Origin of the sequence: Planctobacterium marinum (genome assembly GCF_036322805.1) — a bacterium.
GTDB classification, from domain to species: domain Bacteria; phylum Pseudomonadota; class Gammaproteobacteria; order Enterobacterales; family Alteromonadaceae; genus Planctobacterium; species Planctobacterium marinum_A.
The window spans coordinates 3,821,998-3,847,093 of the sequence record NZ_AP027272.1 but is presented as its reverse complement, the minus strand read 5'-3'; the positions used below and the strand labels follow the sequence as shown (position 1 = coordinate 3,847,093).

At 46.4% G+C, this 25,096-nt stretch carries 21 protein-coding genes; 16 read left to right on the top strand and 5 right to left on the bottom strand.

Features of this window, described 5'->3' with window-relative positions:
• Positions 1–5: 5 nt before the first annotated feature.
• The 11 genes from AABA75_RS17035 to AABA75_RS16985 all read left to right on the top strand — a co-directional run bounded on the left by AABA75_RS17035 (position 6) and on the right by AABA75_RS16985 (position 12,473).
• Positions 6–1,163 carry an IscS subfamily cysteine desulfurase gene (locus tag AABA75_RS17035; protein WP_338293946.1) on the top strand — a complete coding sequence of 386 codons (1,158 nt, stop codon included), beginning with the start codon at positions 6–8 and terminating at the stop codon, positions 1,161–1,163.
• Positions 1,164–1,307: 144 nt separating this feature from the next.
• Positions 1,308–1,739: a nucleoside-diphosphate kinase gene (gene ndk / locus AABA75_RS17030; protein WP_338293945.1), complete on the top strand. Its 432-nt coding sequence runs from the start codon at positions 1,308–1,310 to the stop codon at positions 1,737–1,739.
• A gap of 487 nt (positions 1,740–2,226) precedes the next feature.
• Positions 2,227–3,363, top strand: coding sequence for a bifunctional tRNA (adenosine(37)-C2)-methyltransferase TrmG/ribosomal RNA large subunit methyltransferase RlmN (locus AABA75_RS17025; protein WP_338293944.1), 1,137 nt, complete (start codon positions 2,227–2,229; stop codon positions 3,361–3,363).
• 18 nt (positions 3,364–3,381) lie between these two features.
• Positions 3,382–4,362 carry a type IV pilus biogenesis/stability protein PilW gene (gene pilW / locus AABA75_RS17020; protein WP_338293943.1) on the top strand — a complete coding sequence of 327 codons (981 nt, stop codon included), beginning with the start codon at positions 3,382–3,384 and terminating at the stop codon, positions 4,360–4,362.
• A gap of 20 nt (positions 4,363–4,382) precedes the next feature.
• Positions 4,383–5,567 (top strand): RodZ domain-containing protein, encoded by a 1,185-nt coding sequence (locus AABA75_RS17015; RefSeq protein WP_338293942.1) that lies wholly within the window; start codon positions 4,383–4,385, stop codon positions 5,565–5,567.
• Between the two features lie 2 nt (positions 5,568–5,569).
• Positions 5,570–6,685 carry a flavodoxin-dependent (E)-4-hydroxy-3-methylbut-2-enyl-diphosphate synthase gene (ispG, locus tag AABA75_RS17010; protein WP_338293941.1) on the top strand — a complete coding sequence of 372 codons (1,116 nt, stop codon included), beginning with the start codon at positions 5,570–5,572 and terminating at the stop codon, positions 6,683–6,685.
• A 107-nt stretch (positions 6,686–6,792) separates the two neighbouring features.
• Positions 6,793–8,067 (top strand): histidine--tRNA ligase, encoded by a 1,275-nt coding sequence (gene hisS, locus AABA75_RS17005; protein ID WP_338293940.1) that lies wholly within the window; start codon positions 6,793–6,795, stop codon positions 8,065–8,067.
• A gap of 42 nt (positions 8,068–8,109) precedes the next feature.
• Positions 8,110–8,736 carry a YfgM family protein gene (locus AABA75_RS17000; RefSeq protein ID WP_338293939.1) on the top strand — a complete coding sequence of 209 codons (627 nt, stop codon included), beginning with the start codon at positions 8,110–8,112 and terminating at the stop codon, positions 8,734–8,736.
• Between the two features lie 2 nt (positions 8,737–8,738).
• Positions 8,739–9,995, top strand: coding sequence for an outer membrane protein assembly factor BamB (gene bamB, locus AABA75_RS16995; RefSeq protein WP_338293938.1), 1,257 nt, complete (start codon positions 8,739–8,741; stop codon positions 9,993–9,995).
• Positions 9,996–10,100: 105 nt separating this feature from the next.
• Positions 10,101–11,540 carry a ribosome biogenesis GTPase Der gene (der, locus tag AABA75_RS16990; RefSeq protein WP_338293937.1) on the top strand — a complete coding sequence of 480 codons (1,440 nt, stop codon included), beginning with the start codon at positions 10,101–10,103 and terminating at the stop codon, positions 11,538–11,540.
• A gap of 45 nt (positions 11,541–11,585) precedes the next feature.
• Positions 11,586–12,473 carry a DMT family transporter gene (locus AABA75_RS16985; protein ID WP_338293936.1) on the top strand — a complete coding sequence of 296 codons (888 nt, stop codon included), beginning with the start codon at positions 11,586–11,588 and terminating at the stop codon, positions 12,471–12,473.
• A 15-nt stretch (positions 12,474–12,488) separates the two neighbouring features.
• Here AABA75_RS16985 and xseA read toward each other — a convergent pair whose 3' ends face one another.
• On the bottom strand, positions 12,489–13,811 hold the full coding sequence (gene xseA, locus AABA75_RS16980; protein ID WP_338293935.1) for an exodeoxyribonuclease VII large subunit: 1,323 nt from the start codon (positions 13,809–13,811) through the stop codon (positions 12,489–12,491).
• A gap of 125 nt (positions 13,812–13,936) precedes the next feature.
• Between xseA and guaB the strand changes: the two genes are divergently transcribed.
• Both guaB and guaA read left to right on the top strand, forming a co-directional pair.
• Entirely contained in the window at positions 13,937–15,406 is a 1,470-nt protein-coding gene (gene guaB / locus AABA75_RS16975) for an IMP dehydrogenase (RefSeq protein WP_338293934.1), read from the top strand.
• 83 nt (positions 15,407–15,489) lie between these two features.
• On the top strand, positions 15,490–17,067 hold the full coding sequence (gene guaA, locus AABA75_RS16970) for a glutamine-hydrolyzing GMP synthase (protein WP_338293933.1): 1,578 nt from the start codon (positions 15,490–15,492) through the stop codon (positions 17,065–17,067).
• A 131-nt stretch (positions 17,068–17,198) separates the two neighbouring features.
• Here the strand turns inward: guaA and AABA75_RS16965 are convergent, their stop codons facing one another.
• Positions 17,199–17,420: a hypothetical protein gene (locus AABA75_RS16965; RefSeq protein ID WP_338293932.1), complete on the bottom strand. Its 222-nt coding sequence runs from the start codon at positions 17,418–17,420 to the stop codon at positions 17,199–17,201.
• A 173-nt stretch (positions 17,421–17,593) separates the two neighbouring features.
• Here AABA75_RS16965 and tadA point away from each other — a divergent pair, with 173 nt between their 5' ends.
• Positions 17,594–18,085 carry a tRNA adenosine(34) deaminase TadA gene (gene tadA, locus AABA75_RS16960; protein ID WP_338293931.1) on the top strand — a complete coding sequence of 164 codons (492 nt, stop codon included), beginning with the start codon at positions 17,594–17,596 and terminating at the stop codon, positions 18,083–18,085.
• 10 nt (positions 18,086–18,095) lie between these two features.
• Here tadA and AABA75_RS16955 read toward each other — a convergent pair whose 3' ends face one another.
• Positions 18,096–18,245, bottom strand: a complete 150-nt coding sequence (locus tag AABA75_RS16955; RefSeq protein ID WP_338293930.1) for a hypothetical protein — start codon at positions 18,243–18,245, stop codon at positions 18,096–18,098.
• A gap of 218 nt (positions 18,246–18,463) precedes the next feature.
• Complete coding sequence (gene mltF, locus AABA75_RS16950; RefSeq protein ID WP_338293929.1) at positions 18,464–19,861, bottom strand: membrane-bound lytic murein transglycosylase MltF; 1,398 nt, start codon at positions 19,859–19,861, stop codon at positions 18,464–18,466.
• A 198-nt stretch (positions 19,862–20,059) separates the two neighbouring features.
• On the opposite strand from mltF, the gene purL reads away from it, so the two are divergent.
• Together purL and AABA75_RS16940 are read left to right on the top strand one after the other, a co-directional pair.
• Positions 20,060–23,947, top strand: a complete 3,888-nt coding sequence (gene purL / locus AABA75_RS16945; protein WP_338293928.1) for a phosphoribosylformylglycinamidine synthase — start codon at positions 20,060–20,062, stop codon at positions 23,945–23,947.
• Positions 23,948–24,202: 255 nt separating this feature from the next.
• Entirely contained in the window at positions 24,203–24,358 is a 156-nt protein-coding gene (locus AABA75_RS16940; protein WP_338293927.1) for a hypothetical protein, read from the top strand.
• 71 nt (positions 24,359–24,429) lie between these two features.
• Here AABA75_RS16940 and smrA read toward each other — a convergent pair whose 3' ends face one another.
• Positions 24,430–25,011 carry a DNA endonuclease SmrA gene (gene smrA, locus AABA75_RS16935; protein ID WP_338293926.1) on the bottom strand — a complete coding sequence of 194 codons (582 nt, stop codon included), beginning with the start codon at positions 25,009–25,011 and terminating at the stop codon, positions 24,430–24,432.
• Between the last annotated feature and the right edge of the window lie 85 nt (positions 25,012–25,096).

The window sequence follows — 25,096 nt, the reverse complement described above, 5'->3', positions numbered from 1 at the left end:
TCGTTATGAATCCCCCTGTTTATCTGGATTACGCGTCCACTACCCCAGTTGACGAACGCGTTGCTGAGGTTATGTTTCAACACCTCACCAGAGATGGCGTATTTGGTAATCCCGCTTCACGTTCTCATCGTTTTGGTTGGCAGGCTGAAGAGGCTGTTGAAGCAGCACGAGAGCAAGTGGCGAATCTGGTTAATGCTGATCCCCGCGAAATCGTATTTACTTCTGGCGCCACTGAATCTAACAATCTGGCTATCAAAGGGGTCGCAGACCATTATCACAAAAAAGGCAAGCACATCATTACTATTGCCACTGAGCATAAAGCCGTATTGGATACCTGCCTGGCACTGGAAAGTGATGGCTATGAAGTAACCTATTTAGTACCTCAGAAAAATGGTTTGCTAGATTTACAGCAAATTAAGAGTGCCTTTCGAGACGACACGCTACTGCTTAGTGTAATGCACGTTAATAACGAAACCGGTGTGATTCAGGACTTACCTTCTATTGGAACCTTATGCCGCGAAGCAGGCGTTTTGTTGCATGTGGACGCGGCCCAAAGTGCCGGCAAAATCGCCATTGATCTGACTGAGTTACCTGTGGATTTAATGTCTTTTTCTGGCCATAAAATCTATGGTCCCAAGGGCATTGGTGCACTGTACGTAAGGCGCAAGCCAAAAGTCCATGTAATGGAACAAATTCACGGCGGTCGTCATGAGCGAGGCATGCGTTCAGGCACATTAGCCACTCATCAGATCGTCGGCATGGGTAAAGCGTTCGCCATTGCTAGCGATTGCATGCAGCAAGAACAGCAAAAAATACAGGCCTTAAAAGCTCAGTTCCTTGAAGGCCTGGCAGATTTATCTGATGTGATCATCAATGGTGAGCAATCCCAGTCCGTGCCCGGTATTGTGAATGTCAGTTTTGAGCACCTGGACGGTGAATCGCTGCTGATGGCCTTAAAAGATATCGCGGTGTCTTCTGGTTCAGCTTGCACTTCCGCCAGCATGGAGCCTTCTTATGTCTTAACTGCAATGGGAGTTGAACCACAGCTCGCTCATGCTTCAATTCGTTTCTCATTCGGTCGTTATACAACCGAAGCAGACGTTGATCTGGCGTTAGACAATCTGTTTTTTGCTGTACCTAAATTGCGAGACATAGCCAGCTAACGGGCTAACAAGTACCTGTTGAGTGTTTTTTACACCCAAAAACATGAATTTTTCTTAAAAATTACCTCACAAAGATAGGAATGCGGCGCACAATTGCATATAATCCGCGCCGATTTAATTTTAACCAATAATTGGAGCGGTAAAATGGCGCTAGAACGCACTTTTTCCATCATTAAGCCCGATGCAGTAGCTAAAAATGTTATCGGTGCTATCTACAATCGTTTTGAATCTGCAGGCTTGCGTATCGTTGCAGCAAAAATGTTGCACTTGAGCAAAGAAAAAGCAGAAGGCTTTTACGCTGAGCACAAAGAGCGTCCTTTCTTCCCTGCTCTGGTAGATTTCATGACTTCTGGTCCGGTAATGATCCAGGTTTTGGAAGGCGAAAACGCAGTAGCTAAAAACCGTGAAATCATGGGTGCTACTAACCCTGCTGAAGCTTTAGCTGGTACTTTGCGTTCTGATTACGCTGAGTCTATCGACGAAAATGCAGTTCACGGCTCTGACGCTGTAGAATCTGCGGCGCGTGAAATCGCTTATTTCTTCGCTGACGAAGAAGTGTGCCCTCGCACCAGATAATTGCTTTTGAACTGCCCGAAGGCGGTTCGTTAATGATGAAAGGGAGCTGTGGCTCCCTTTTTCTTGCTTATAGTTATACCAATTCCAATAAACAGTTGCACACTCAGCGCATCCTCAGAGACATTAGTTCGAGGCGTGCGAATGAAAGAATACTGGTGGTCTTGTGAACTTCGCACAACAAAGACAGAAGTTTCGGGAAAACTTTTGAACAGCTTTAGCTGGCCTGCGAAGCAGGTGATATTCAGGGATGAATATCATAAACAATGTTTCTGAGGTGCGTCTTCGATGGGGCTGAAAAGCATTTATACGGTGTTGGATGTTTTTGATTTAGGCCCACTAGACCAGCAAACATCCGCCTTGTCTAAATGCTTTTCATCTCCCACTGAGCTGGGTAAATGTTTATTGGAATTGGTATTAATTGGTTGAAATATATACAATGTGGCTTGTTGAATAGGGCATCATTGGTTTTTGTTGAGGTGTGTATTAGATGACAGTGAAAAGTGTCAGCGAAGCTAAAGTAAACTTGCTGGATTTAAACAGGCAATCTTTGCGCGACTTTTTCTCCGATATGGGTGAAAAACCCTTCAGAGCGGATCAGCTAATGAAGTGGATTTATCAGCAAGGAGAAGATGACTTTTCCAAGATGACTAATCTCAACAAAAACTTAAGAGCCAAACTGGAAGCCCGCTGTGAGATCCGCGCTCCAGAGATAAGCACATTTCAACAGGCGTCCGATGGCACCATTAAATTCGCTTTGGTACTCGCTGGCGGTCAGGAAGTAGAGTCGGTGTGGATCCCCGAAGAAGACCGTGCCACCCTGTGTGTCTCGTCCCAGGTGGGCTGTGCTTTGGAATGTACTTTCTGCTCTACTGCGCAACAAGGCTTTAATCGCAACTTGACGGTATCGGAAATCATTGGTCAGGTGTGGCGTGTTGCCAAGTTCATTGGTCTGTCTCCGGATACCAATGAGCGTCCCGTTACCAATGTGGTTATGATGGGAATGGGGGAGCCTCTGCTTAACCTGAAGAATGTCGTCCCGGCGATGGAAATCATGTTAGATGATTTGGGTTTTGGCTTATCCAAACGACGCGTTACTCTGAGTACTTCTGGTGTGGTACCCGCATTAGACAAGTTAGGCGATCAAATCGACGTAGCTTTGGCGATTTCATTACATGCACCGAATGACGAATTGCGTGATGAGATAGTTCCGGTTAATAAAAAGTATCCGATTGAAGAGTTCCTTGCAGGTGTAAGGCGTTATTTGGAAAAGTCCAATGCCAACCGCGGCAAAGTGACAGTAGAGTATGTCATGCTTAATGGTATCAACGATAGTATGGAGCAGGCTGAACAACTGGCACAGCTTATGAAAAGCACGCCTTGCAAAATTAATCTGATTCCTTTTAATCCTTATCCAGGTTCCCCTTATACCCGCTCTAGTAATTCCCGCATTGATCGCTTTGCAAAAGTATTAATGGGCCATGGTTACACAGTGGTAGTTCGCAAAACCCGTGGTGATGACATTGATGCCGCCTGTGGTCAACTTGTAGGTGATGTGGTGGATCGCACCAAACGCTTGTTGAAAAAACGCATGAAGGGTGAAAGTATTGAAGTTCGGGTTAATTAATAACAATAAAAGCCTTAAATGATGCGCATCTTAATATTTTTTTGTTCGATACTTTTAGCCGGTTGTGCCAGCCAGCCTGTCAATAATAAAAACACCCTTGCACCCGGTGTCAACCAGGTAGAAGCCGCTAAAACGCGTGTCTCTTTGGGCTTAACTTACCTGAAAAATGGTAACTATGTTCAGGCGAAAACCAACCTGGACAAGGCGCTAGAGTTTGCGCCTCGTCTTGGTGATGCTCATTTCGCATTGGCTTTTTATTATCAACAAGTTTCCGAGTGGGAAATTGCGCGGCAATACTACGAACAGGCCATGCACCTTGATAGCAATAACCCGGATTTGATCAACTCTTACGGAGCCTTTTTGTGTGAGATTGGTGAGTACCGAGAAGCTAAAGAAAACTTGCTGCGTGCCATCAATATTAAAACTTATAACCGCAGTGCTGAATCTTACGAGAACTTAGCTATTTGTAGTCATCGACAAGGCAATATCGGCGAAGCCATGAATTATTTGCGTAGTGCGTTGCAGCATCAACCTGGACGAGCCCGTAGCTGGTATATGTTGGTGGAGCTTTTATTGGCGAAAAAACAGTGGCAGGAAGCAAAAGTTGCCTATCGCCAATACGAAAAGGTCGTGCCGGTGACAGCAGACACGCTAAATCTGGCGATAGAGATTGAAAATGGCCTCGGTAATGCCAATATTGCACAGGGTTACGCCGATATGTTGCAAACCCTCTACCCGGAACGGGTGGGATTGCCGCGCACTGTAATACTGGCACCTTCGCAAGTTAATTACACACAACCAGAACAGCAATCCGCAGGCATATCCAGCGAGCTTGCGGGCAAAGATGTGGTGTATCACGTGTTACAGAAAGGCGAAACTTTGTATCAGATTTCGCGTCGGTATAATGTTAGAGTTCAGACTCTGGTGGATTGGAACAACATCAAGGATGTTGCCGATTTATCCATCGGACAACGAATTATCGTATCTAATCCATATTAACTAGAAGTATTTGTGCATTTATGGCAGAAGAAATTCAGGAAGAAACGCCTCTCCCGGCGCCCGGTGTAAAGTTAAAGATGCGCCGAGAAGCGTTAAACCTCAGCATTGAAGACATCGCAGATAAGCTTCATTTACGCCCCTCCGTGGTGGCTGAGTTGGAGAGTGATGTCATTGATCACAATATATCCATGACCTTTACTCGTGGCTATATCCGCCTGTATGCTCGCCACCTGGAATTGGATCCGGATCCCTTGCTGGCTGAATTCGACGAATTGGCCAACCCGGTTAAACAACCGGCCAAACTACAAAGCTTTTCTCAGAAAGTGGCCAAACAAGCCAGTGACGCCCGCTTGATGATGTTTACCTGGTTTGTGCTGTTCGTTATCGTTGCCATGGCCGTGGTCTGGTGGTTCCAGCAACCTGATACTGGCTCAACAACCACGACAGCCACTTCATCACAAGCACAGGATGTTGGGAGTGTTGGGCAACCTGCCGAGACTACTGGGAATAACCAGGAGACTAACGCGCAACAACCCATCGAGACATTTGCCCAGCCGGATCTGAGATCTGCAGATGAGCCAGAGACTATAGAGTCCTCAGAGGTTAACAGTGGCGTACAAGCCGTTTCCGAAATAAAGGCTGATGAACGCGATAATATCACTACCGACACTGTTGATTTCCCTGAGACTGCTGCTGAGCAGAACTTTTCTGTTGAGCCTGCTGACAACGGGGTTACAATCGAGAGCGGAGAAAATTCTGAGTCTGTAGTCGTTGCTCCAGAGGAAACTAGTGCTATAAACAGTACAGAACTGCAAACTACAATAGATGAATCGCTTACCATAGAAGAATCCCCTGCAATAGAGGATTCCACCATTGCCGAGGCCGCAGAAGCGTCTGCAGCTGCGGGAATCGATGAGCTGCAAACCCTGCAACTCGAGGATACTGAGATTGCGACAGCAGAGCCTGTTGAACTGATTTTTACCTTCTCTGAAGATTGTTGGATGAATTTAACAGATGCTACAGGTGAAGCAATTGCCTATGGCATCAAAGCTGCTGGACGTGTTATGCCAGTCAGTGGTGTTCCACCCTTTGAAGTGAAATTAGGGGCCCCACAAGCAGTAAGCTTGATGGTAGACGGAGTGCCGTTTGATATGAGCGGATTCCCGGCTGGTCGCACTGCTACGTTTACCATAGGAGCTGAATAGTCATGACCCCTGAGTCTCCCATTAAACGCAGAAAATCTACCCGCATCAATGTTGGTAATGTGCCCATTGGTGATGGGGCACCCATTGCCGTGCAAAGTATGACTAATACGCCCACCACCGATGTGACTGCAACCGTGGCTCAAATAAATCGAATTGTGGGCGTTGGAGGCGAGATTGTCAGAGTATCGGTGCCCACCATGGAAGCTGCTGAAGCTTTCCAGCAAATTAAACAGCAAGTGAATGTGCCGCTGGTGGCAGATATTCATTTTGACTACCGTATCGCCCTGAAAGTCGCGGAATATGGTGCTGATTGTCTGCGTATCAATCCCGGCAACATTGGCAACATGGAGCGCATTAAAGCGGTCGTAGAGAGTGCCAGAGACAAAGATATTCCCATTCGTATCGGCGTTAACGCCGGCTCGCTTGAAAAAGATATCCAGGAAAAGTACGGGGAGCCTACGCCTGCTGCGCTGGTGGAATCAGCAATGCGTCATGTGGAGATTTTGGACAAGCTCAACTTTGACCAATTTAAAGTCAGCGTTAAGGCCTCAGATGTGTTTCTGGCTGTGGGTGCTTATCGTTTGTTGGCGCAAAAAATAGACCAGCCATTACATTTGGGTATTACTGAAGCGGGTGGCTTTCGAGCTGGAGCCGTTAAAAGTTCGGTGGGGCTGGGTATGCTGCTGGCAGAGGGTATCGGCGATACGATTCGCATTTCGCTCGCCGCCGATCCGGTAGAAGAGATCAAGGTTGGCTTTGATATTCTCAAGTCGCTGCGAATTCGCTCAAGAGGCATTAATTTTATTGCTTGCCCTAGTTGCTCTCGTCAGGAGTTTGATGTCATCGGGACAGTCAATGCCCTCGAAGAGCGCCTGGAAGATGTGTTAACCCCCATGGATGTCTCTATCATTGGCTGTGTGGTTAATGGCCCGGGTGAGGCTGAAGTTTCAGATTTGGGCTTAACCGGAGCACGTAATATGAGTGGTTTTTATCTCGATGGTAAACGCCAAAGAGAGCGTCTGGCTAATGATGATCTGGTACGGCAACTTGAGCAGCGTATTCGTGCCAAAGCCGCCGCACTGGACGAAAAAAATAAAATCCCTACAACACAGTTGTAATCCTGAACCTGCATTGTTCAAAGCCAATGATTCAAGCATTGTTGTTTAAAGGCTTTGCGCCTATAATGCCGGGCTTTTAACTGCAAAATAAGTTTGAGAAGTAAACCGTGAGTAAAACGATACAAGCCGTACGCGGAATGAACGATTGCTTACCCGAGCAGTCGGGCTTGTGGCAATGGATAGAAGCGAAGTTAAGAGCCGCTGCAAATAGCTATGGCTATCAGGAACTCAGGACCCCTATTGTTGAGAGCACTGACTTATTCAAGCGCTCCATTGGTGAAGTCACTGACATCGTCGAAAAAGAGATGTATACCTTCGAGGATCGCAACGGTGATAGTCTGACGCTGAGACCTGAAGGCACAGCTTGTTGTGTCAGAGCGGGTAACCAGCACGGTTTACTGTACAACCAACAGCAAAAAATTTGGTATATGGGGCCCATGTTCCGCCATGAGCGGCCGCAAAAAGGCCGTTATCGTCAATTTCACCAATTCGGCATAGAAACCTACGGATTCCCATCAGCGGATGCAGACGCAGAGGTTATTGCCGTGGCTGCCTGGTTATGGCGAGAATTTGGCATCGCTGATGATGTTAGATTGGAGATTAACTCACTAGGCTCCAATGAAGCGCGCGAACAATATAAAAACGCGTTGGTGGAATACTTAAGTGGACACAAAGACAAATTAGACGAAGACAGCTTGCGTCGTCTGGATAGCAATCCGTTGCGCATCCTGGATAGCAAAAATGCTGATATTCAAGCTTTGTTACAATCTGCTCCGTCACTCACCGAATACCTCGACGAAGATTCCCAACAGCATTTTGCTGAGGTACAAGCCCGTCTTGATGCTTACGGAATTGCTTATACGGTCAACCCCACCTTGGTGCGCGGTCTGGACTATTACAATCGCACCGTGTTTGAGTGGGTTACTGACAGTTTAGGCGCCCAAGGCACGGTTTGTGCTGGTGGACGTTACGACGGTTTGGTAGAGCAATTAGGCGGTAAGGCGAGTCCTGCCGTTGGATTCGCGTTGGGTATGGAAAGACTGGCGTTGATTCTCGCGGAGAGAGTTGCACAGGAAACCATTAATCCGCCTACGGATATTTATCTGGCTTCCATGGGCGAAAGCGCGGAACTTTTTAACATATCGCTTGCCGAAACCCTTCGGAATGCGTTTCCTGAAGCTCGCGTGCAAACCCACATGGGCGGCGGGAACTTCAAAAAACAAATGAAGCGAGCCGACAAAGTCAATGCCAGATACGCCATCATCGTAGGTGAGCAAGAATTGAATGAGCAGAAAGTGCTGGTTAAATCTTTACAGGATGGCCAGCAAGAAGAAGTTGCTCAAGCTGAGTTACAAGCATATTTAAAATTAAAATTGGCCTGAGAATTATTCAGGTAAGCATACGAAATTAATCAGAGGACACTGATGGATCATCTCAATACTGAAGAAGAACAAATTGAAGCCATAAAGAAATTTTGGAAAGAAAATGGCATGCCAATCATTGTCGGTGCAGCGCTGGGACTGGGTGGACTTTGGGGCTGGCGTTTCTACAATGAGCAGCAGTTAAAAGCACAAGAACAAGCGAGCGACGCCTATAATGTTGCCGTTGAGAGTTCAGCAGCAGATGAAACCGACACCGCGGCATTAAACGCATTTATCGATGCAAACTCCGAGTCAACTTATGCAGTTATGGCCGCATTGCAGCTAGCCAAAGTTGCAGTTGAGCAAAGTGATTTAGCTGAAGCCGAAAAACAACTGCAGTGGGCTGCAGATACAGTTAAAGACGCTGCGATTAAAGATCTGGCTTTGGTTCGTCTTGCACGTGTCCAAAACGAGCTTGAGAAATTTGATGTGGCTAAATCTACCTTGGATAAGGTCAGTAGCGATGCGTTTCAGGCCCAAGCATTTACCGTAAAAGGCGATATTCTGGCGCGTCAGGAATTATTCACCGAGGCGCAAGAGAGTTACACTAAAGCACTGGAATTGACTGAAGGAAACCCGGCGCTTATACAAATGAAGATCGACCACCTCAACGCCAAAGTAAGTAGTTAACAATGACGCTATCTAAATTCTTATCAAGAGGCGCTTTGCTGATAGTTCTGCTTAACCTGACAGCGTGCTCTATGATACCCACCTGGATGGATCCCACCACTTGGTTTGAGGACGAAGAGGAAGCAGAGGTTCGCGTTCTGAAACCCATCAACGCGCAGTTTCAACCCGAAGTTGTATGGGATGAAACAGTTGGTGATGGTGTCGAGTCTTACTTCTCTCGACTGACTCCTGTTGTGGCTTATGACAAAGTGTTTGCCGCCAGTCGACAGGGTGTTGTTAAGGCTTTTGATAAAGTCTCCGGCAATGAAATCTGGAAAACAGATTTGGCCGACTATCGCGACGAAGGCATGTTATCTTCAGTGACCCAATTTTGGTCTGATGGCGTGTCAGCGCGCTTATCTGGTGGTATTACGGCGGCATACCAACGTATTTATTTTGGCTCTGAAAACGGCTTAGTGTTTGCCATTGATGTGGACAGCGGTAAGGTTGTTTGGCAGTCCAAAGTAAAAGGCGAAGTATTGGCAGCACCGGCAGTAAATGAAGGTGTTGTTGTAGTAAATACCGCTGCTGGTATTATGCATGCGCTTGATGCTGAAACGGGCGAAGAGCGCTGGATTTATGAATCTGAAGTGCCTGCACTGAGTTTGCGTGGTGTGGCGCCTGCCACTATCGCCAATGGTGCCGCGATAGCGGGTACCGCCAGTGGAAAGGTGGCCGTGGTACGATTGGAAAACGGCCAGGTATTGTGGGAGCAAACGGTTGCAGCCCCGTCTGGTGCCACTGAGCTGGAACGCATTGTTGATATTGACAGTGAAACTATCGTATTCGGTGGCATTGTTTATGTTGTCTCCTACAACGGCACATTGGCGGCAGTGGAACTGCGCTCCGGTCGTGTATTGTGGAAACGCGAATACCGTTCTTACCGCAGAATGACGATCGACGGAAACAACCTGTTTGTGGTTGACGATAAGAGCCAGGTCTATGCTTTGGACAGACGCAACGGTATCGAACGCTGGTCGCAGTCGGCTCTGCGAGATCGAGAATTAACCTCCGCAGCGCCGGTGTCTGGTTATGTGGTTGTGGGTGACAAATACGGCTTTTTGCACTGGTTAGATAAGTCTACTGGTGACTTGGTTGCTCGACTCAACTTTGGTGGTGACGACGAAGATAACTCGGTTTACGTTGAGCCAGTCGTTGACGGCAACACCCTATACGCGATAACTCGCGAAGGTGATATCGCGGCCATTACAACGCCTTAGTCGCTGCGATAATCGACAATATTGACAGCGGCTCTTACACTATAAGAGCCGCTTTCGTTTTAGCTCAAATATAAATGGGCATTAGTTTTTTAGGAATAGATATTCATGCTACCTGTAATTGCTCTTGTGGGACGCCCCAATGTAGGCAAATCAACACTGTTTAATCGGTTGACTAATACCCGGGACGCGCTGGTAGCTGACTATCCCGGACTTACCCGTGATCGCAAGTACGGTCAGGCAAAATATCAAGGTTGGCAATTTATTCTGATTGATACCGGCGGCATCAGTGGCGATGAGCAGGGTATTGATGCTGAAATGGCCAGCCAGTCTTTAATGGCTGTGGACGAGGCGGACGTAGTGCTGTTTCTGGTGGATGCGCGCGCTGGCCTGACTGCGGCAGATGAAGGCATTGCTAAGCATCTCAGAATGCAGGGCAAAAAAACGCTATTGGTGGCCAATAAAGTCGACGGCATCGACGGCGATAGCGCCTCTGCTGAGTTTTACTCACTTGGGCTAGGCAAGGTGTATCAAATTGCTGCATCTCATGGTCGAGGTATCTCGCAGCTGGTGGAGACCGTGCTGGAGCCAATGGCTGAGCAATTCCCGGAAGTTCACATCCCTGAAAAAGTAAAACGGGATGAAGAGGACGCCGAAAAAGAGTTAGAACGCTTGCAAAGCTTGCCCATTAAACTGGCCATCGTCGGTAAACCCAATGTCGGTAAGTCCACCTTGACCAACCGTATATTAGGCGAAGAGCGGGTGGTGGTTTATGACATGCCGGGAACAACCAGGGACAGTATCTATATTCCCATGCAGCGAGAAGATCAGGACTATATCCTTATCGATACAGCAGGGGTGCGTAAAAAAGGCAAAATCAATGATGCTGTCGAAAAGTTCTCAGTAATTAAAACACTGCAGGCTATTGAAGAAGCGAATGTGGTGTTACTGGTCATCGATGCCCGCGAGGGCATTTCCGACCAGGATTTATCTTTATTGGGTTTTATACTTAACGCCGGTAGAGCGCTGGTGCTCGCAGTGAATAAATGGGATGGTCTGGATATCAAAGTAAAAGATGACATCAAACGGGAGTTGGATTTCCGCCTTGGTTTTATCGATTTTGCCAGATTGCATTTCATCTCTGCCTTACACGGTACAGGGGTAGGGCATTTATACGAGTCAGTGCAAGAGGCTTATCAGTCGGCGACTAAGCGCGTAAATACTTCCATGTTGACGCGTATTATGGAGTTGGCTCAAGATGATCACAAACCGCCTTTGGTGCGCGGACGCCGGGTTAAAATGAAGTACGCCCATGCTGGTGGCTATAATCCGCCTCGGATCGTGGTGCACGGTAATCAGGTGGAAGACTTGCCTGACTCTTACAAGCGATATCTGATGAACTATTTCAGAAAATCACTCAAAATCATGGGTACACCGATAAAAATTGAATTCAAAGGCAGTGCCAATCCGTTCGAAGGCAAGACCAATAAACTCACTCAGTCTCAGTACCGCAAGCGTCAGAGGTTGATGAAGCTGCATAAAAAATAACACGCAATGTTTAACGTCTAAGCGGGGTCTATCTAGATCCCGTTTTTGTTTAAACAAATTGATATTCGTGATGCCCAACAAATGATGAGTAATCTTTTATATTGTGCTTTAGCGTTAACGGCTTTTGCGGGCAACTCCTTGTTATGTCGCTGGGCGCTTGCTGATGGCTTAATCGAGCCTGCGGATTTTACGGTTATTCGTTTGGGCTCGGGAGCCTTTAGCTTGTATGTTTTAACTCTCATTAGCCTACCTGCCCAAACACCTTTCAGTGTTTTAGCTCATGGCAGTTTTAGAGGTGCCCTGGCCTTATTTATTTATGCCGCTTTGTTTTCGTTTGCCTATGTTAGTCTCGATACCGCCACCGGAGCTTTAATACTATTTGGCGCTGTGCAATTCACGCTCATTGTCCTGTATTTATCTGGCGGTAAACGATTGTCGAATACAGAGTGGCTCGGCGTAGTTTTGGCCATTTCAGGGTTTGTGGTGTTGTTATTACCTTCAGCCACAACTCCCTCTGTAACTGGATTTCTATTAATGCTGATTGCAGGAGGGGCTTGGGGGGCTTACACCTGGTTTGGGGCCAAAAGCCAAAATCCTCTGGCTGACACAGCGGCCAACTTTATTTATACGCTGCCATTTTGTCTGGTTATGTACATTGTAAGTGGGAAACCTCAGCAACTGGACAATCATGGAGTCTGGCTGGCTGTGGTTTCCGGGGTATTGACATCCGGGATAGGGTACGCCGTTTGGTATCGCGTGGTACCCCATTTAAGTACTTTACAGGCCTCCATTTCTCAATTAACCGTTCCTTTTTTGGCTGCTGTGGCAGGTATGGTTATACTTGGAGAGCACTTAGCGTTGCAGTTTTGGAGCGCGAGTGTGTTAGTACTGCTTGGCATTCTGACCTTAAATCTCAGCGAGCAACCTGACTAAGTGTCGCTTGCAGTGCTAGATAATACGGTTACGAACCTCACCGTCGGCAAATCGCGTGGTTACTTCATCGCCCGACGAGAGAGATTTAGCGCTTTTCACAATTTCTCCTTCTTTAAAAGTAATACTATATCCACGAGTCATGGTAGCCAATGGACTAACGGTGTCCAGCAAATGGCATTGGCTGGCAAACTGTTGTCTCTTAGCGTTGATTAAATGCAACAGACTCTTACTGAGACGATTATTTTGCTCATTTAATGTTTGTTGTCGCTGTTTGATCTCAGCGGCTGGATTATTGTGTTGGATTTTATTATTGAGTGCTTGTAACTGGTGTTGTTTTCGCAACAGTTGCTCATTTGCGATGCGATTCAAGCGTTCAGTCAAACGGTCCAGGGTTTGCCACTGTTCTCTGAGTTGATATTCAGGATGAAGTCGCTCCAATGAATGACGTTTCTGCTGTAGTACGTGGCGTTTGTCTTGTAACAGATGCACAAAGCTGGCATTTAATTGGCGCTGTAAGCTTGTCAGATGCTTTATGGCTTCATCGTTAGAATAACTCAGCATTTCTGCTGCGGCTGACGGGGTGGGGGCTCTGAGATCAGCGACAAAGTCTGCAATGGTAAAATCAATTTCGTGGCCCACAGCACTGACTACAGGTATTTGACTTGTGGCGATGGTCCGTGCGAGTGATTCATGGTTAAAACACCATAGATCTTCCATGGAGCCTCCACCACGTCCGATGATGATGGCATCAACCTGATTTTGCTCGTTGGCTAATTGCAGGGCTTTTATTAAATCGTTATGGGCACTCGCTCCCTGTACTTGCGCCGGATAAATGATTACTTCGATGGCCGGGTTACGGCGTTGAAACACGGTAATAATGTCGCGCACTGCAGCACCCGTTGGCGAGGTGATTACCCCGATGCGCTTCGCTTTTTCCGGTAATGCGCGTTTACGTGCTGGGTCAAATAGCCCTTCTGCGCTCAAGCGGGCCTTGAGCTGTTCAAATTGCGCTTTCAAGTCACCCTCGCCATCGGGCTCAAGGTGTGAAGCGATTAGCTGGTAGTCTCCACGGGCTTCATACAGGCTGATATCGCCTCTGACCAAGACTTTGTCACCCTCTTTGGGGCGAACTCGCACCTTGCGATTAGCCCCTTTGAACATCGCAGCCTTAACCTGCGCACGGGCGTCCTTCAGAGTGAAATACCAATGTCCCGAGCTGGCAGCCACAAAATTAGAAATTTCCGCTGAGATCCAGATACTACCTATTTCAGACTCCAGAATGTGTTTGGCGAATCGATTTAGTTTGCTGACTGTAAAAATATCGCTACGGGATTGCATGTTTTGCTGAGAATCCTAACTGTTGGGAAAAAATAAACTTTAGTTTTGATGTTGTTTTTAAGTTTACCTGAATAACTAAAGCGGCTACAATTGCGCCGCAACAAAATACTCATATAGGTAGTTACATGTTGCGCATCGCCAAAGAAGCTTTAACGTTTGACGACGTTTTATTGGTCCCCGGACACTCCTCTGTTTTACCCCATACTGCAAACCTTCGCACACGCCTGACGCGTGACGTATATTTGAATATTCCGATGGTTTCAGCAGCGATGGATACTGTCTCAGAAGCGCCACTGGCTATCGCTCTTGCCCAAGAGGGTGGAATGGGCTTTATTCACAAGAACATGCCTGCCGAAGAACAGGCTGAACACGTTCGTCGCGTTAAGAAATATGAGAGTGGTGTGGTATCTGATCCCATCACCATTGACCCTGACGCCACTATTGCTGATGTTAATGCCTTAAGTGCTACTCACGGATTCTCGGGTTTCCCTGTAGTGGATAAAGACAATAACCTGGTGGGTATAGTTACAGGCCGTGACCTGCGTTTTGAACTGCACCTGGAGCAACCCGTCTCCAGTGTTATGACACCTAAAGATCGCCTGGTTACCGTCACTGAAGGTGAGGATCCGGAAAGAGTGATGGAGCTTATGCATGAGCACCGTATCGAAAAAATTCTGGTGACTGATGAGCAGTTTAAGCTGGTGGGACTTATCACGGTAAAAGATTTCAAAAAAGCCGAAAGCAAACCCAATGCCTGTAAAGATAAATTAGGAAGACTTCGAGTTGGTGCAGCTGTTGGGGTTGGCCCCGGCACTGATGAGCGCATTGCTCTATTGGTGGAAGCTGGCGTTGATGTGTTATTGATTGACACCTCTCACGGACATTCTGAAGGGGTACTGGAACGGGTAAGAACGGTACGCGATACCTATCCTGAATTACAAATTATCGCCGGTAATGTCGCCACTGCAGAAGGGGCAAGGGACCTTGCTGATGCTGGTGTTGATGCTGTAAAAGTGGGTATTGGTCCAGGTTCAATTTGTACCACTCGTATTGTTACCGGGTGCGGTGTGCCCCAAATTACGGCGGTTTCTGATGCCGTAGAAGCATTGAAAGACAGAGATATCCCGGTGATTGCCGACGGCGGTATTCGCTACTCTGGTGACATTGCTAAAGCCTTAGTGGCTGGTGCAAGTAGTGTAATGGTAGGTAGCATGCTAGCCGGTACGGAAGAAGCGCCGGGTGAAGTTGAACTTTATCAAGGCCGTTATTACAAGTCATATCGCGGCATGGGTTCACTGGGCGCCATGAATCAGCGCAATGGCTCGTCTGATCGTTACTTCCAGGACAGCAAAAACGCTGAAAAATTGGTGCCGGAAGGCATTGAAGGTCGAGTGGCCTACAAAGGTCCTATCGCCAATATCGTACATCAACAAATGGGCGGTCTGCGTTCTGCAATGGGCTTAACCGGTTGTCAAACGATTGATGAACTGCGCACCAAACCGATGTTTGTCAAAGTCACTGCTGCGGGTATGGGCGAATCACACGTACACGACGTGACTATTACCAAGGAAGCCCCCAACTACCGTATGGGCTGAACGACCCTGTAATTCTGAGAGTAGCCAATCGGCTACTCTTTTTTATTTCTCATTGTTAAATGATTGATTCGGAAGACGAGCAAATGAATTTAGATATCCACCAACATAAAATCCTGATCCTCGATTTTGGCTCACAATACACCCAACTCATTGCCCGTCGCGTGCGTGAAATTGGCGTTTATTGTGAACTTTGGGCTTGGGATGTTGATGCGCAAAGCATTAAAGATTTTGCGCCAAACGGGATCATTTTATCGGGTGGCCCTGAATCAGTGCATGAAGCTGACTCGCCAAGAGCCCCTGAATGGGTTTTTCAGGCAGGTATTCCGGTACTGGGTATTTGTTACGGTATGCAAACCATGGCGGAACAATTGGGTGGTAAGGTGCAGGGCAGTACCGAGCGTGAATTTGGCTATGCTCAGGTAGAAGTCGTAAATCCTTCACCACTGCTGGATAAAATTGAAGATCATCTCAACGGTGCGGGAAACCCGCTGTTAGATGTTTGGATGAGTCACGGTGATAAAGTAGTGGCCATGCCAGAAGGCTTCGAACTGATGGCGCAAACCGAAACTTGCCCTTATGCGGGTATGTTCCACGCTGAAAAGCACTTTTATGGTGTACAGTTCCACCCGGAAGTCACTCACACCAAACAAGGTATGCGTTTGCTATCTCACTTTGTTCAGGAGATTTGTCGGTGCGAAGCCTTATGGACACCAGCTTCAATCATTGAAGATGCCGTGGAGCGCATCAAACAACAGGTGGGTGACGACGAAGTTATCCTGGGTCTTTCTGGCGGTGTTGATTCTTCCGTTACCGCAATGCTGTTGCACCAGGCTATTGGTAGCAACTTAACTTGTGTATTTGTAGACAATGGCTTGTTGCGCCTCAATGAAGGGCAGCAGGTAATGGATATGTTTGGTGACCACTTTGGATTGAATATTATTAAAGTGGATGCTGAAGAGCGTTTTCTTTCTGCACTTAAAGGTATTGAAGAACCCGAAGCCAAGCGTAAAACTATCGGTCGTGTTTTTGTAGAAGTATTCGATGAAGAATCGAAGAAACTAAAAAATGCCAAGTGGCTGGCCCAAGGGACTATCTATCCCGATGTTATTGAATCTGCGGGTTCAAAAACAGGGAAGGCCCATGTGATTAAATCCCACCACAATGTCGGCGGTTTACCCGAAGATATGGAGCTGGGCCTGGTCGAACCATTACGCGAATTGTTTAAAGACGAAGTGCGTAAGATTGGCCTTGAGTTGGGTATCCCTTACGACATGTTGTATCGTCACCCGTTTCCGGGCCCAGGTTTAGGTGTGCGAGTTTTAGGTGAAATTAAAAAAGAATACTGTGATTTACTGCGCAGAGCCGATGCCATTTTCATTGAAGAGCTTCACGCTGCTGATCTGTATCACAAAACCAGCCAGGCCTTTACCGTATTCCTGCCGGTGCGCTCTGTAGGTGTTATGGGGGATGCGCGTAAATATGATTGGGTGGTATCACTGCGTGCAGTGGAAACGATTGATTTTATGACCGCTCATTGGGCACATTTGCCTTATGATTTCTTAGGTAAGGTATCAAATCGTATTATCAATGAAATCGACGGCATATCTCGTGTGGTTTACGATATCTCGGGCAAACCTCCAGCTACGATCGAGTGGGAGTAGAATTTGCCCTGTGAGATGCACGGTGGTTGGGGTATTTCTGACTCTTGAAATACCCTCAACCTTATTTAGTGTTGTTCCCGAGGGGGTATGCTCGTATTCGTAACACTTGATAAGATGACCCGGTTTTGTTTTTAGTTTAGTGAGTCAAACTCTTTATTTAGTTGGTACTTACTATCTGTTACGATTCTTTCTAACGTGGCTACGCGCTCTTTCAGCTGATTGATTTCAGCTTTTAGTTGCTCACTGTCATCAGAGGTTAATTTTGATTTGCTGCGGTGGTTGAGGATCATACTTACCATCGCAATGGTGCAACCAAAAATAATACCGATGATGGCAACAGCTGTGACATTCATAATTGTTTCCCCTTAAAATATGAATTGATGAGATTTGCAATGCGGTTTCAATATAAAGCAAATCTTTTGCCAAATAAAAAAGCCTTTAAATACAATGTGATACGATATTCGCAATGACGTGTTGGGGCTTTTGATGGCGATATTAACCAAAGTATGACCTGAATGACGAAAAAATGCTAAAGCAAAATAACGATGAGTTTTTTATGACCAAGGCCTTGGAGTTGACCGACAAAGCTGAGGCTAGTGGTGAAATTCCGGTTGCCGCTATTTTGGTGCAAGAGCAAAGTATTATCGCAGAGGGATGGAATCAAAGTATTACCTTAAATGATCCTTCAGCGCACGCTGAAATGCAGGCGATACGGAAAGCCGGAGAGTTGCTCAATAATTATCGTCTACCCGGAACCACTTTGTATGTAACGCTTGAACCTTGCCCTATGTGCGCAGGACTGCTTGTACACTCGCGTATCCAACGTTTGGTGTATGGCGCGTCGGACTATAAAACCGGTGCTTGCGGCAGTATTATGGACTTGGTGCGCAATGAGCAATTGAATCATCAAATAGAGGTTACGTCGGGAGTACTGGCGGAGGAATGTGGCGCGCGTTTATCAGAATTTTTTAAGCGTCGTCGCGCTGAAAGAAAAGCACTGAAGCAAACAGCAGGCTGAATTGTTGGTGTTAGCTCGCTGTTGCCAGATCATCCATTTCTAACTGTGATTGAAAGTCTTGTCTGCGCATATTCACTTTGCGTTGCAGTTTTTTCAGAAGCTGCTTTCTTCTTGTAGCGCAATTCATATTGCGTCTTTGGGTTAATGTATTTCTTTTCATTGATTTCTCCTTGATATTTTTTCACCTTCTTTGTCTGTGGACTCATGAAAGCGAGTCCAGGTCACAAATTTAATACACATTATTTATAGACCGCCGGAATCTGAATTCGTTTCAATTTTGTTGCATCAATACTTACTATTGAGACTGATGTTTCAAAATACAAGAGATTTATTGCAAAACAATGAAACTGAAAGTAACAATTTGTGACATTAACAGCGTCAGGTGTCGGGGAGGACAGGGATGGGTTGCTCATCTGCTGGCGCTTGCTCATCGTAATAATACACCAAACTGTCGTAGTAGCGCCTGATATTTGCTACGTATTGCAGCGCTTCATTTCCCCTCGCATAACCATATCGAGTGGTTTTATAAAAGCGTTTTTGGCGCAACAGTGGTAGGTGCTTTTTCACATCTACCCATAGGTCGGGATTTGCTCCCTGCCTTTGGGTTAGTACTCTGGCATCTTCAAGGTGCCCTAAACCTATATTGTAGGCAGCCAAAGCAAACCACAATCGATCCGGGAAGCTGATCCGGGCCGGGACCCTGCGCAATAGACTATTAAAGTATTGGCTGCCGCCTCGTATACTTTGTTCAGGATCTAATCTTGACGTAACCTTCCAGTCTCTTGCTGTGGGCAGTGTCAACATCATCATTCCTCTCACGCCTGTAGGAGACTTTGCTCTTGGATCCCAGTGGCTTTCCTGATAACTCATTGCTGCAATCAAGCGCCAGTCAACATCTCCAGCATATTGTCTGAACCAAGGTTCATACTTAGGCAAAACTTCTTTGGCGGCTTTTAAGAACAGTGTCGTATCGACATAATTAAATTGTCTGACATGACCGAAATATTTGTCTTCCAATACCGCCAAGGTATCGTTCTGCTTGATCAAACCAAAGTATTCGATCAATGCACCAGACAATGAGTCATCGCTTTCGATAGAAGTGGCCCAACCTACGGGGTGATCAGCATTCACTGTAAAAGCAATGCTCAGTTCAGGGTATTTTCGCCGTATCAATGACAACAGGTTGGAATCCACTATTGTATAAGTAATGTCGCCACTGATAATGGCTTCCAGCAATTCCAGTTCATCCTTCTCATCCGTAAGTTCAAAAGACCAGTTTGGGTTAGTTTCGGCTTCATAAGCCTTTTTAACTTTCCTGATGACATGCTCGTCACTGGTATCACTGGCGAGTACAAGTTCACCTTCTAACTCACCGAAGCTTTTAGGGCGAGTGCGCCCCTGCAAAAAGACCAATTTTTGACTGAGCTGCTGGTAAGCGGGGCTGAATTTGAGATGTTTACGGTTTTCTGCAGTGACTGGCATGTTAGAAGCAATCAGGTCTATGCTTCCTTTTCGCAAGGCTTGAAGTAGTTCTGTGGTGGAGTAATAAGGGTACACTTCCAGTTTTACCCCAAGATATTCTGCGAAACCCTTGGCCATTTCATATTCGAACCCCTGTGGTTCTGTTGGACCATTTAGATAAGTGGTTGGGCCATATTGAGTACCTACTTTAATGACCCCGCCCTGAGTAATCTGCAAAAGAGATGCTTCGGGTAGGTGTTGTCCGCAGCTTTGTATAAGGCAGCTCAATAACAGGATCAGGAGTATTTTCTTCATGGAACAATAAAATATGGAAATTAATACCAAATCTATACCGGGTTTTTGGTCAGGAATCTTATAAATGGATCGGATTTGCTCTATAATCCTGCCGCCGAAGTTCCCTGAATTTTAGTGTCAGGGTTGCAGGTATAGCCATTTTTTTCAACTGATTTCCTTTACAGCAAAGGAAACTGTCATTCTGGGTAGTGATATCGCATGTTAATTTTGCATGGTGCCAGCGCACTTTCTGACTTCAAAGTTAAAAAACTTATCAACCAATTCCACGAAGAGCAACTGCCTGTAGCAAGTATCAGAGCGCAGTATGTGCATTTTGCAAATACCACGGATGAACTTACTGACAAAGAAATGTCAGTGTTGGAGCAGTTGCTTACTTACGGCATTGAGATGGATGAGCAATCGTTTGATGGTGAATTGATTTTGGTGCTACCCAGGATTGGTACAATCTCTCCGTGGGCCTCAAAAGCCACTAACATTTTACACAATACCGGATTATCTAAGATCAAGCGAGTAGAAAGGGGCGTTGCCTATTATGTGCAGCTAACCGATGGTGCAGATGCGCAAGCTTTTTCAGCGATAGCCAGTATCTTGCATGACAGAATGACAGAAGTGACCATGTCTAACTTGCAAGAGGCCGAAAAGCTGTTTGCAGAAACGACGCCAGCTTCCTTTTCTCAAGTGGATATTTTGTCGGGTGGTGCTGAGGCACTTCATACGGCAAACCAAACCCTTGGTCTGGCACTGGCAGATGATGAAATTGATTACCTTGTACAGAATTATCAAGCGTTAGGCCGCAATCCGAATGACATCGAACTGATGATGTTTGCCCAAGCTAACTCAGAGCATTGCCGACATAAAATCTTTAATGCCGACTGGACAATTGATGGTGTTGAACAGCCCAAATCACTGTTCAAAATGATTAAAAACACCTATGAACAGTGTTCCGACTACGTTTATTCAGCCTACAAAGACAATGCAGCGGTTATGCAAGGCTCCCAGGCTGGCCGCTTTTATCCTGATAGTGACGATTGTGAATACCGATATCACATAGAAGATATTCACATTTTAATGAAGGTGGAAACTCACAACCACCCTACTGCCATTTCACCTTTTCCTGGTGCCGCAACCGGTTCAGGTGGTGAGATCCGCGATGAAGGGGCAACAGGTATCGGCGCAAAACCCAAAGCGGGACTGGTGGGCTTCACCGTCTCTAATCTAAAAATTCCTGCCTTAACTCAACCTTGGGAAATTGATTATGGCAAACCTGAGCGCATCGTAACTGCGCTAAACATTATGCTGGAGGCACCACTGGGAGGCGCTGCCTTTAACAACGAATTTGGTCGTCCCAATATTTTGGGTTATTTCCGCACCTATGAAAATCAGGTGGATAGTTTTAACGGCGAGGAAGTTCGCGGTTATCACAAACCCATCATGATTGCTGGTGGTTTGGGCAATATTCGTGCAGAACACGTAGAAAAAGGCGATATCATTCCTGGTGCGAAATTAATTGTATTGGGTGGCCCTGCTATGAACATCGGCTTAGGCGGTGGTGCTGCATCCTCTATGGCATCCGGGCAATCTAATGAAGATTTGGACTTCGCTTCCGTGCAGCGCGACAACCCGGAAATGGAAAGACGTTGCCAGGAAGTGATAGACCGATGCTGGCAGATGGGCGATGAGAATCCCATTTTATTCATCCACGATGTTGGTGCTGGTGGCTTATCCAATGCGTTTCCAGAGCTGGTAAATGATGCTGGTCGAGGTGGTGACTTTGAATTGCGCAATGTACCCAATGACGAGCCGGGGATGTCTCCGCTGGAAATCTGGTGTAATGAATCGCAAGAGCGTTATGTGTTAGCCGTAGCACCAGAAAAACTTTCAGTTTTTGAACAGATTTGTGCCCGTGAGCGAGCACAGTACGCGGTTGTCGGTGTCGCTACAGAAGAGCAACACCTGAGGGTGACGGATGCTCATTTTGGCAATGACCCCGTTGACTTACCCTTGGATGTACTCTTGGGTAAACCACCTAAAATGCACCGCGATGTTATTTCGTCTAGCGCTAACGGTGATGACTTTAATGCCTCTGAATTGTCTACGGCTGAAGCGGCGGAGCGCGTACTGAGCCTGCCCACCGTTGCCGAGAAAACCTTCCTTGTTACCATTGGTGACCGAACCGTTACCGGGCTTGTTGCGCGTGATCAGATGGTGGGTCCTTGGCAAATTCCCGTTGCTGATGTCGCCGTTACTTGTGCGGCGTTTGATACTTATGCGGGTGAGGCGATGGCGATGGGTGAGCGAAGCCCTATCGCCCTATTGAATCATGCGGCGTCTGCCAGAATGGCGGTGGGTGAGGCGATAACTAACATCGCTGCTGCCAATATTGAATCACTCAAACGTATCAAGCTATCGGCAAACTGGATGTCCGCTGCGGGTCACAAAGGTGAAGACGCTGGGTTATATGAAGCGGTCAAGGCCGTAGGGGAAGAGTTGTGTCCGGCACTAGAAATTACCATTCCAGTGGGCAAAGACTCTATGTCGATGAAAACCCAGTGGCAAGATGGTAAAGAGCAAAAGAGTGTTACTGCGCCGTTGTCTTTAGTAATAACAGCATTTTCCCGTGTCGAGGACGTGCGTAAAACCTTAACCCCTCAGCTAGATACAAACTCTGAAGATACCAGTCTGATTCTGGTTGATTTGGGACAAGGCCAAAATCGGATGGGCGGCTCTTGTCTTGCTCAGGTGTACAAAAAGTTGGGTAAATGCGCTCCTGACGTCGATTCTCCTGAGCTATTAAAAGGTTTCTTTATCGCCATTCAGCAGCTGAACCAGCAAGGCCTGGTTAAAGCTTACCACGATCGCTCGGACGGGGGACTGTTCACCACGGTTGTGGAAATGGCTTTCGCTGCCAACTGCGGTATTGAGGTTAATTTGGACGCCTTGCAGGGAGATGCCAATAATGTTTTATTCAATGAAGAACTGGGGGCGGTAATCCAGGTTGACAATGCGCAATTAGAGACAGTGATGGCGGTTTTTGCCGAAAATGGCTTATCTGATCTCGCACATAATATTGGTTCGGTATGTGGCGAAGACATTGTTCGCTTTAGTAAAGGCGGAGAAACAGTACTGCAAAATACGCGTTCTCATTATCGTCAGCTTTGGGCACAAACCACCTATAATATGCAGTTGCTCAGAGATAACCCGGAATGTGCTGAACAAGAGCACCAGCTTAAGAATAATCCAGACAATAGTGGCTTGTTTGCCAAGCTGACATTCGATATTAACGAAGATATTGCCGCACCTTACATTGCTAAAGGACTTGCGCCCAAAATGGCCATCCTTCGAGAACAAGGGGTAAATTCTCATGTAGAAATGGCTGCCGCTTTTGACCGAGCTGGTTTCGCTAGTACCGATGTACACATGAGTGATTTAATTTCGGGCCGCGTATCATTGGCAGACTTCCAGGGCTTGGTCGCTTGTGGAGGCTTCTCTTATGGTGATGTCTTAGGGGCAGGTGAGGGTTGGGCTAAAACGATATTGTTTAATGGGCAAATTCGCGCTCAATTCCAACAATTTTTTGAACGCCAGGATACCTTCTCCCTTGGTGTTTGCAATGGCTGCCAAATGTTGTCCAATCTCAAGCAACTGATACCAGGTGCTGAGCATTGGCCTCATTTTGTGCAAAACTATTCTGAACGCTTTGAAGCCAGACTGGCCATGGTGGAGGTGCAAGATAGTCCCTCTATCTTTTTTGAGGGGATGGCAGGCTCAGTGATCCCAATTGCAGTATCTCATGGCGAAGGCCGGGCTGTATTTGCAAACGATGGTGCATTGCAGGACGCACAATCGAATGTCAGCCTGAGATACGTGGACTATGCCGGTAACGTAACACAACATTACCCCATGAATCCCAATGGCTCTCCAGAAGGGATTACCGGCCTGACAACAACAGACGGGCGTGCCACGATCATGATGCCACACCCAGAGCGAGTATTTAGAACGGTAGCAAACTCATGGCACCCTGATGATTGGCAAGAAGACGGAGCCTGGATGAGAATGTTCAGGAATGCCAGGAAATCAATAGGTTAAGATTGGAGGGCGTTATGCCCTCTTTGGCTGATATCGGCCGAAAATAGCATAATTTCTTGAATTTTCGACTTAAAATCGACGATTTGGTTAATATGATGGCTTGTTTGCTGATTTCATATTGTATATTATTGATTAAATTGTAGGCACCTTGTGGTGTCGACAAAGCACAGCAGGGTATTTGTGCAGTCTAGCTAAAGGAGCCTTAGCGCCACCATCATCATTTAATCTCAAGAATAAAAATAAAAAGAGTGGGTTATGAATCGTTCCAGTAAAGGCTTCGGCCTGGCAGGTGTCTTCATCACAGTTGTGGTTCTCATTGTAAGCGCTGTCATTAGTACCACTGTGTCTTCGGATGAGTATGCTTTAGACACTTTTGAGAAAAAACAAGCGGTACAGTCAAAAGTAAATTGAGACCCGGGCTAAACTAAGGTCCCGACAAAGTCTTACTGTCAATCGATCGTCGCTGATAGCGCTAATTGGCGCTACTTTAGTTTGTGCATTTCTCTATTTTCTGCTTTTTGTTGTTTATTCTTCTTCAATAATACATAGGTGCTTTTAACGCCACCGTGTTGCATCTGGCTGCTGTGAAAAGCCAAAACTTCTGGCATCTGCTGTAACCATACATTGAGGTAGCTCTTCAGATAACCAGAGAAGGGCTTTTTGTCTTGATTTAGTCCATGGCGCATTAAAACGCATCGCAATCCCCGAATATGGGCGTGGGTTATGAAATCAAACACTTCTTTATGGGCAACTTCTAATGGTAAGTGTTGCATATTTAAGGTGCTTTCTATGGCGTATTTGCCAAGCCGAAGATTCTTATAGACTAGATCCTGAACACCCTCTTGCTTAAATTGGATAGGGTCCTCAACTGCGATGGGATCTATGTCTGCGAGAGTGAGAAAGTTTTTGCTATTGCGCTGTTCGTTTTTGATTGCCTCTCTGCGTAGTTGCTTTGCGAGTTCATTGCCGTTTGTTTTTTTCAAAAAGACTTTGTCATCATTTTTTAACGTTTTTACATCAGCTACTTCCGCCATAAAAGCGTCAAAATCCTCATTTCCAATCATGATACAACCTGAAAAACATCTATAGTGATAAATATATGCACAAACCTTGTACCTTCAAGATATTTGTAAAGATCATCATAGTTTT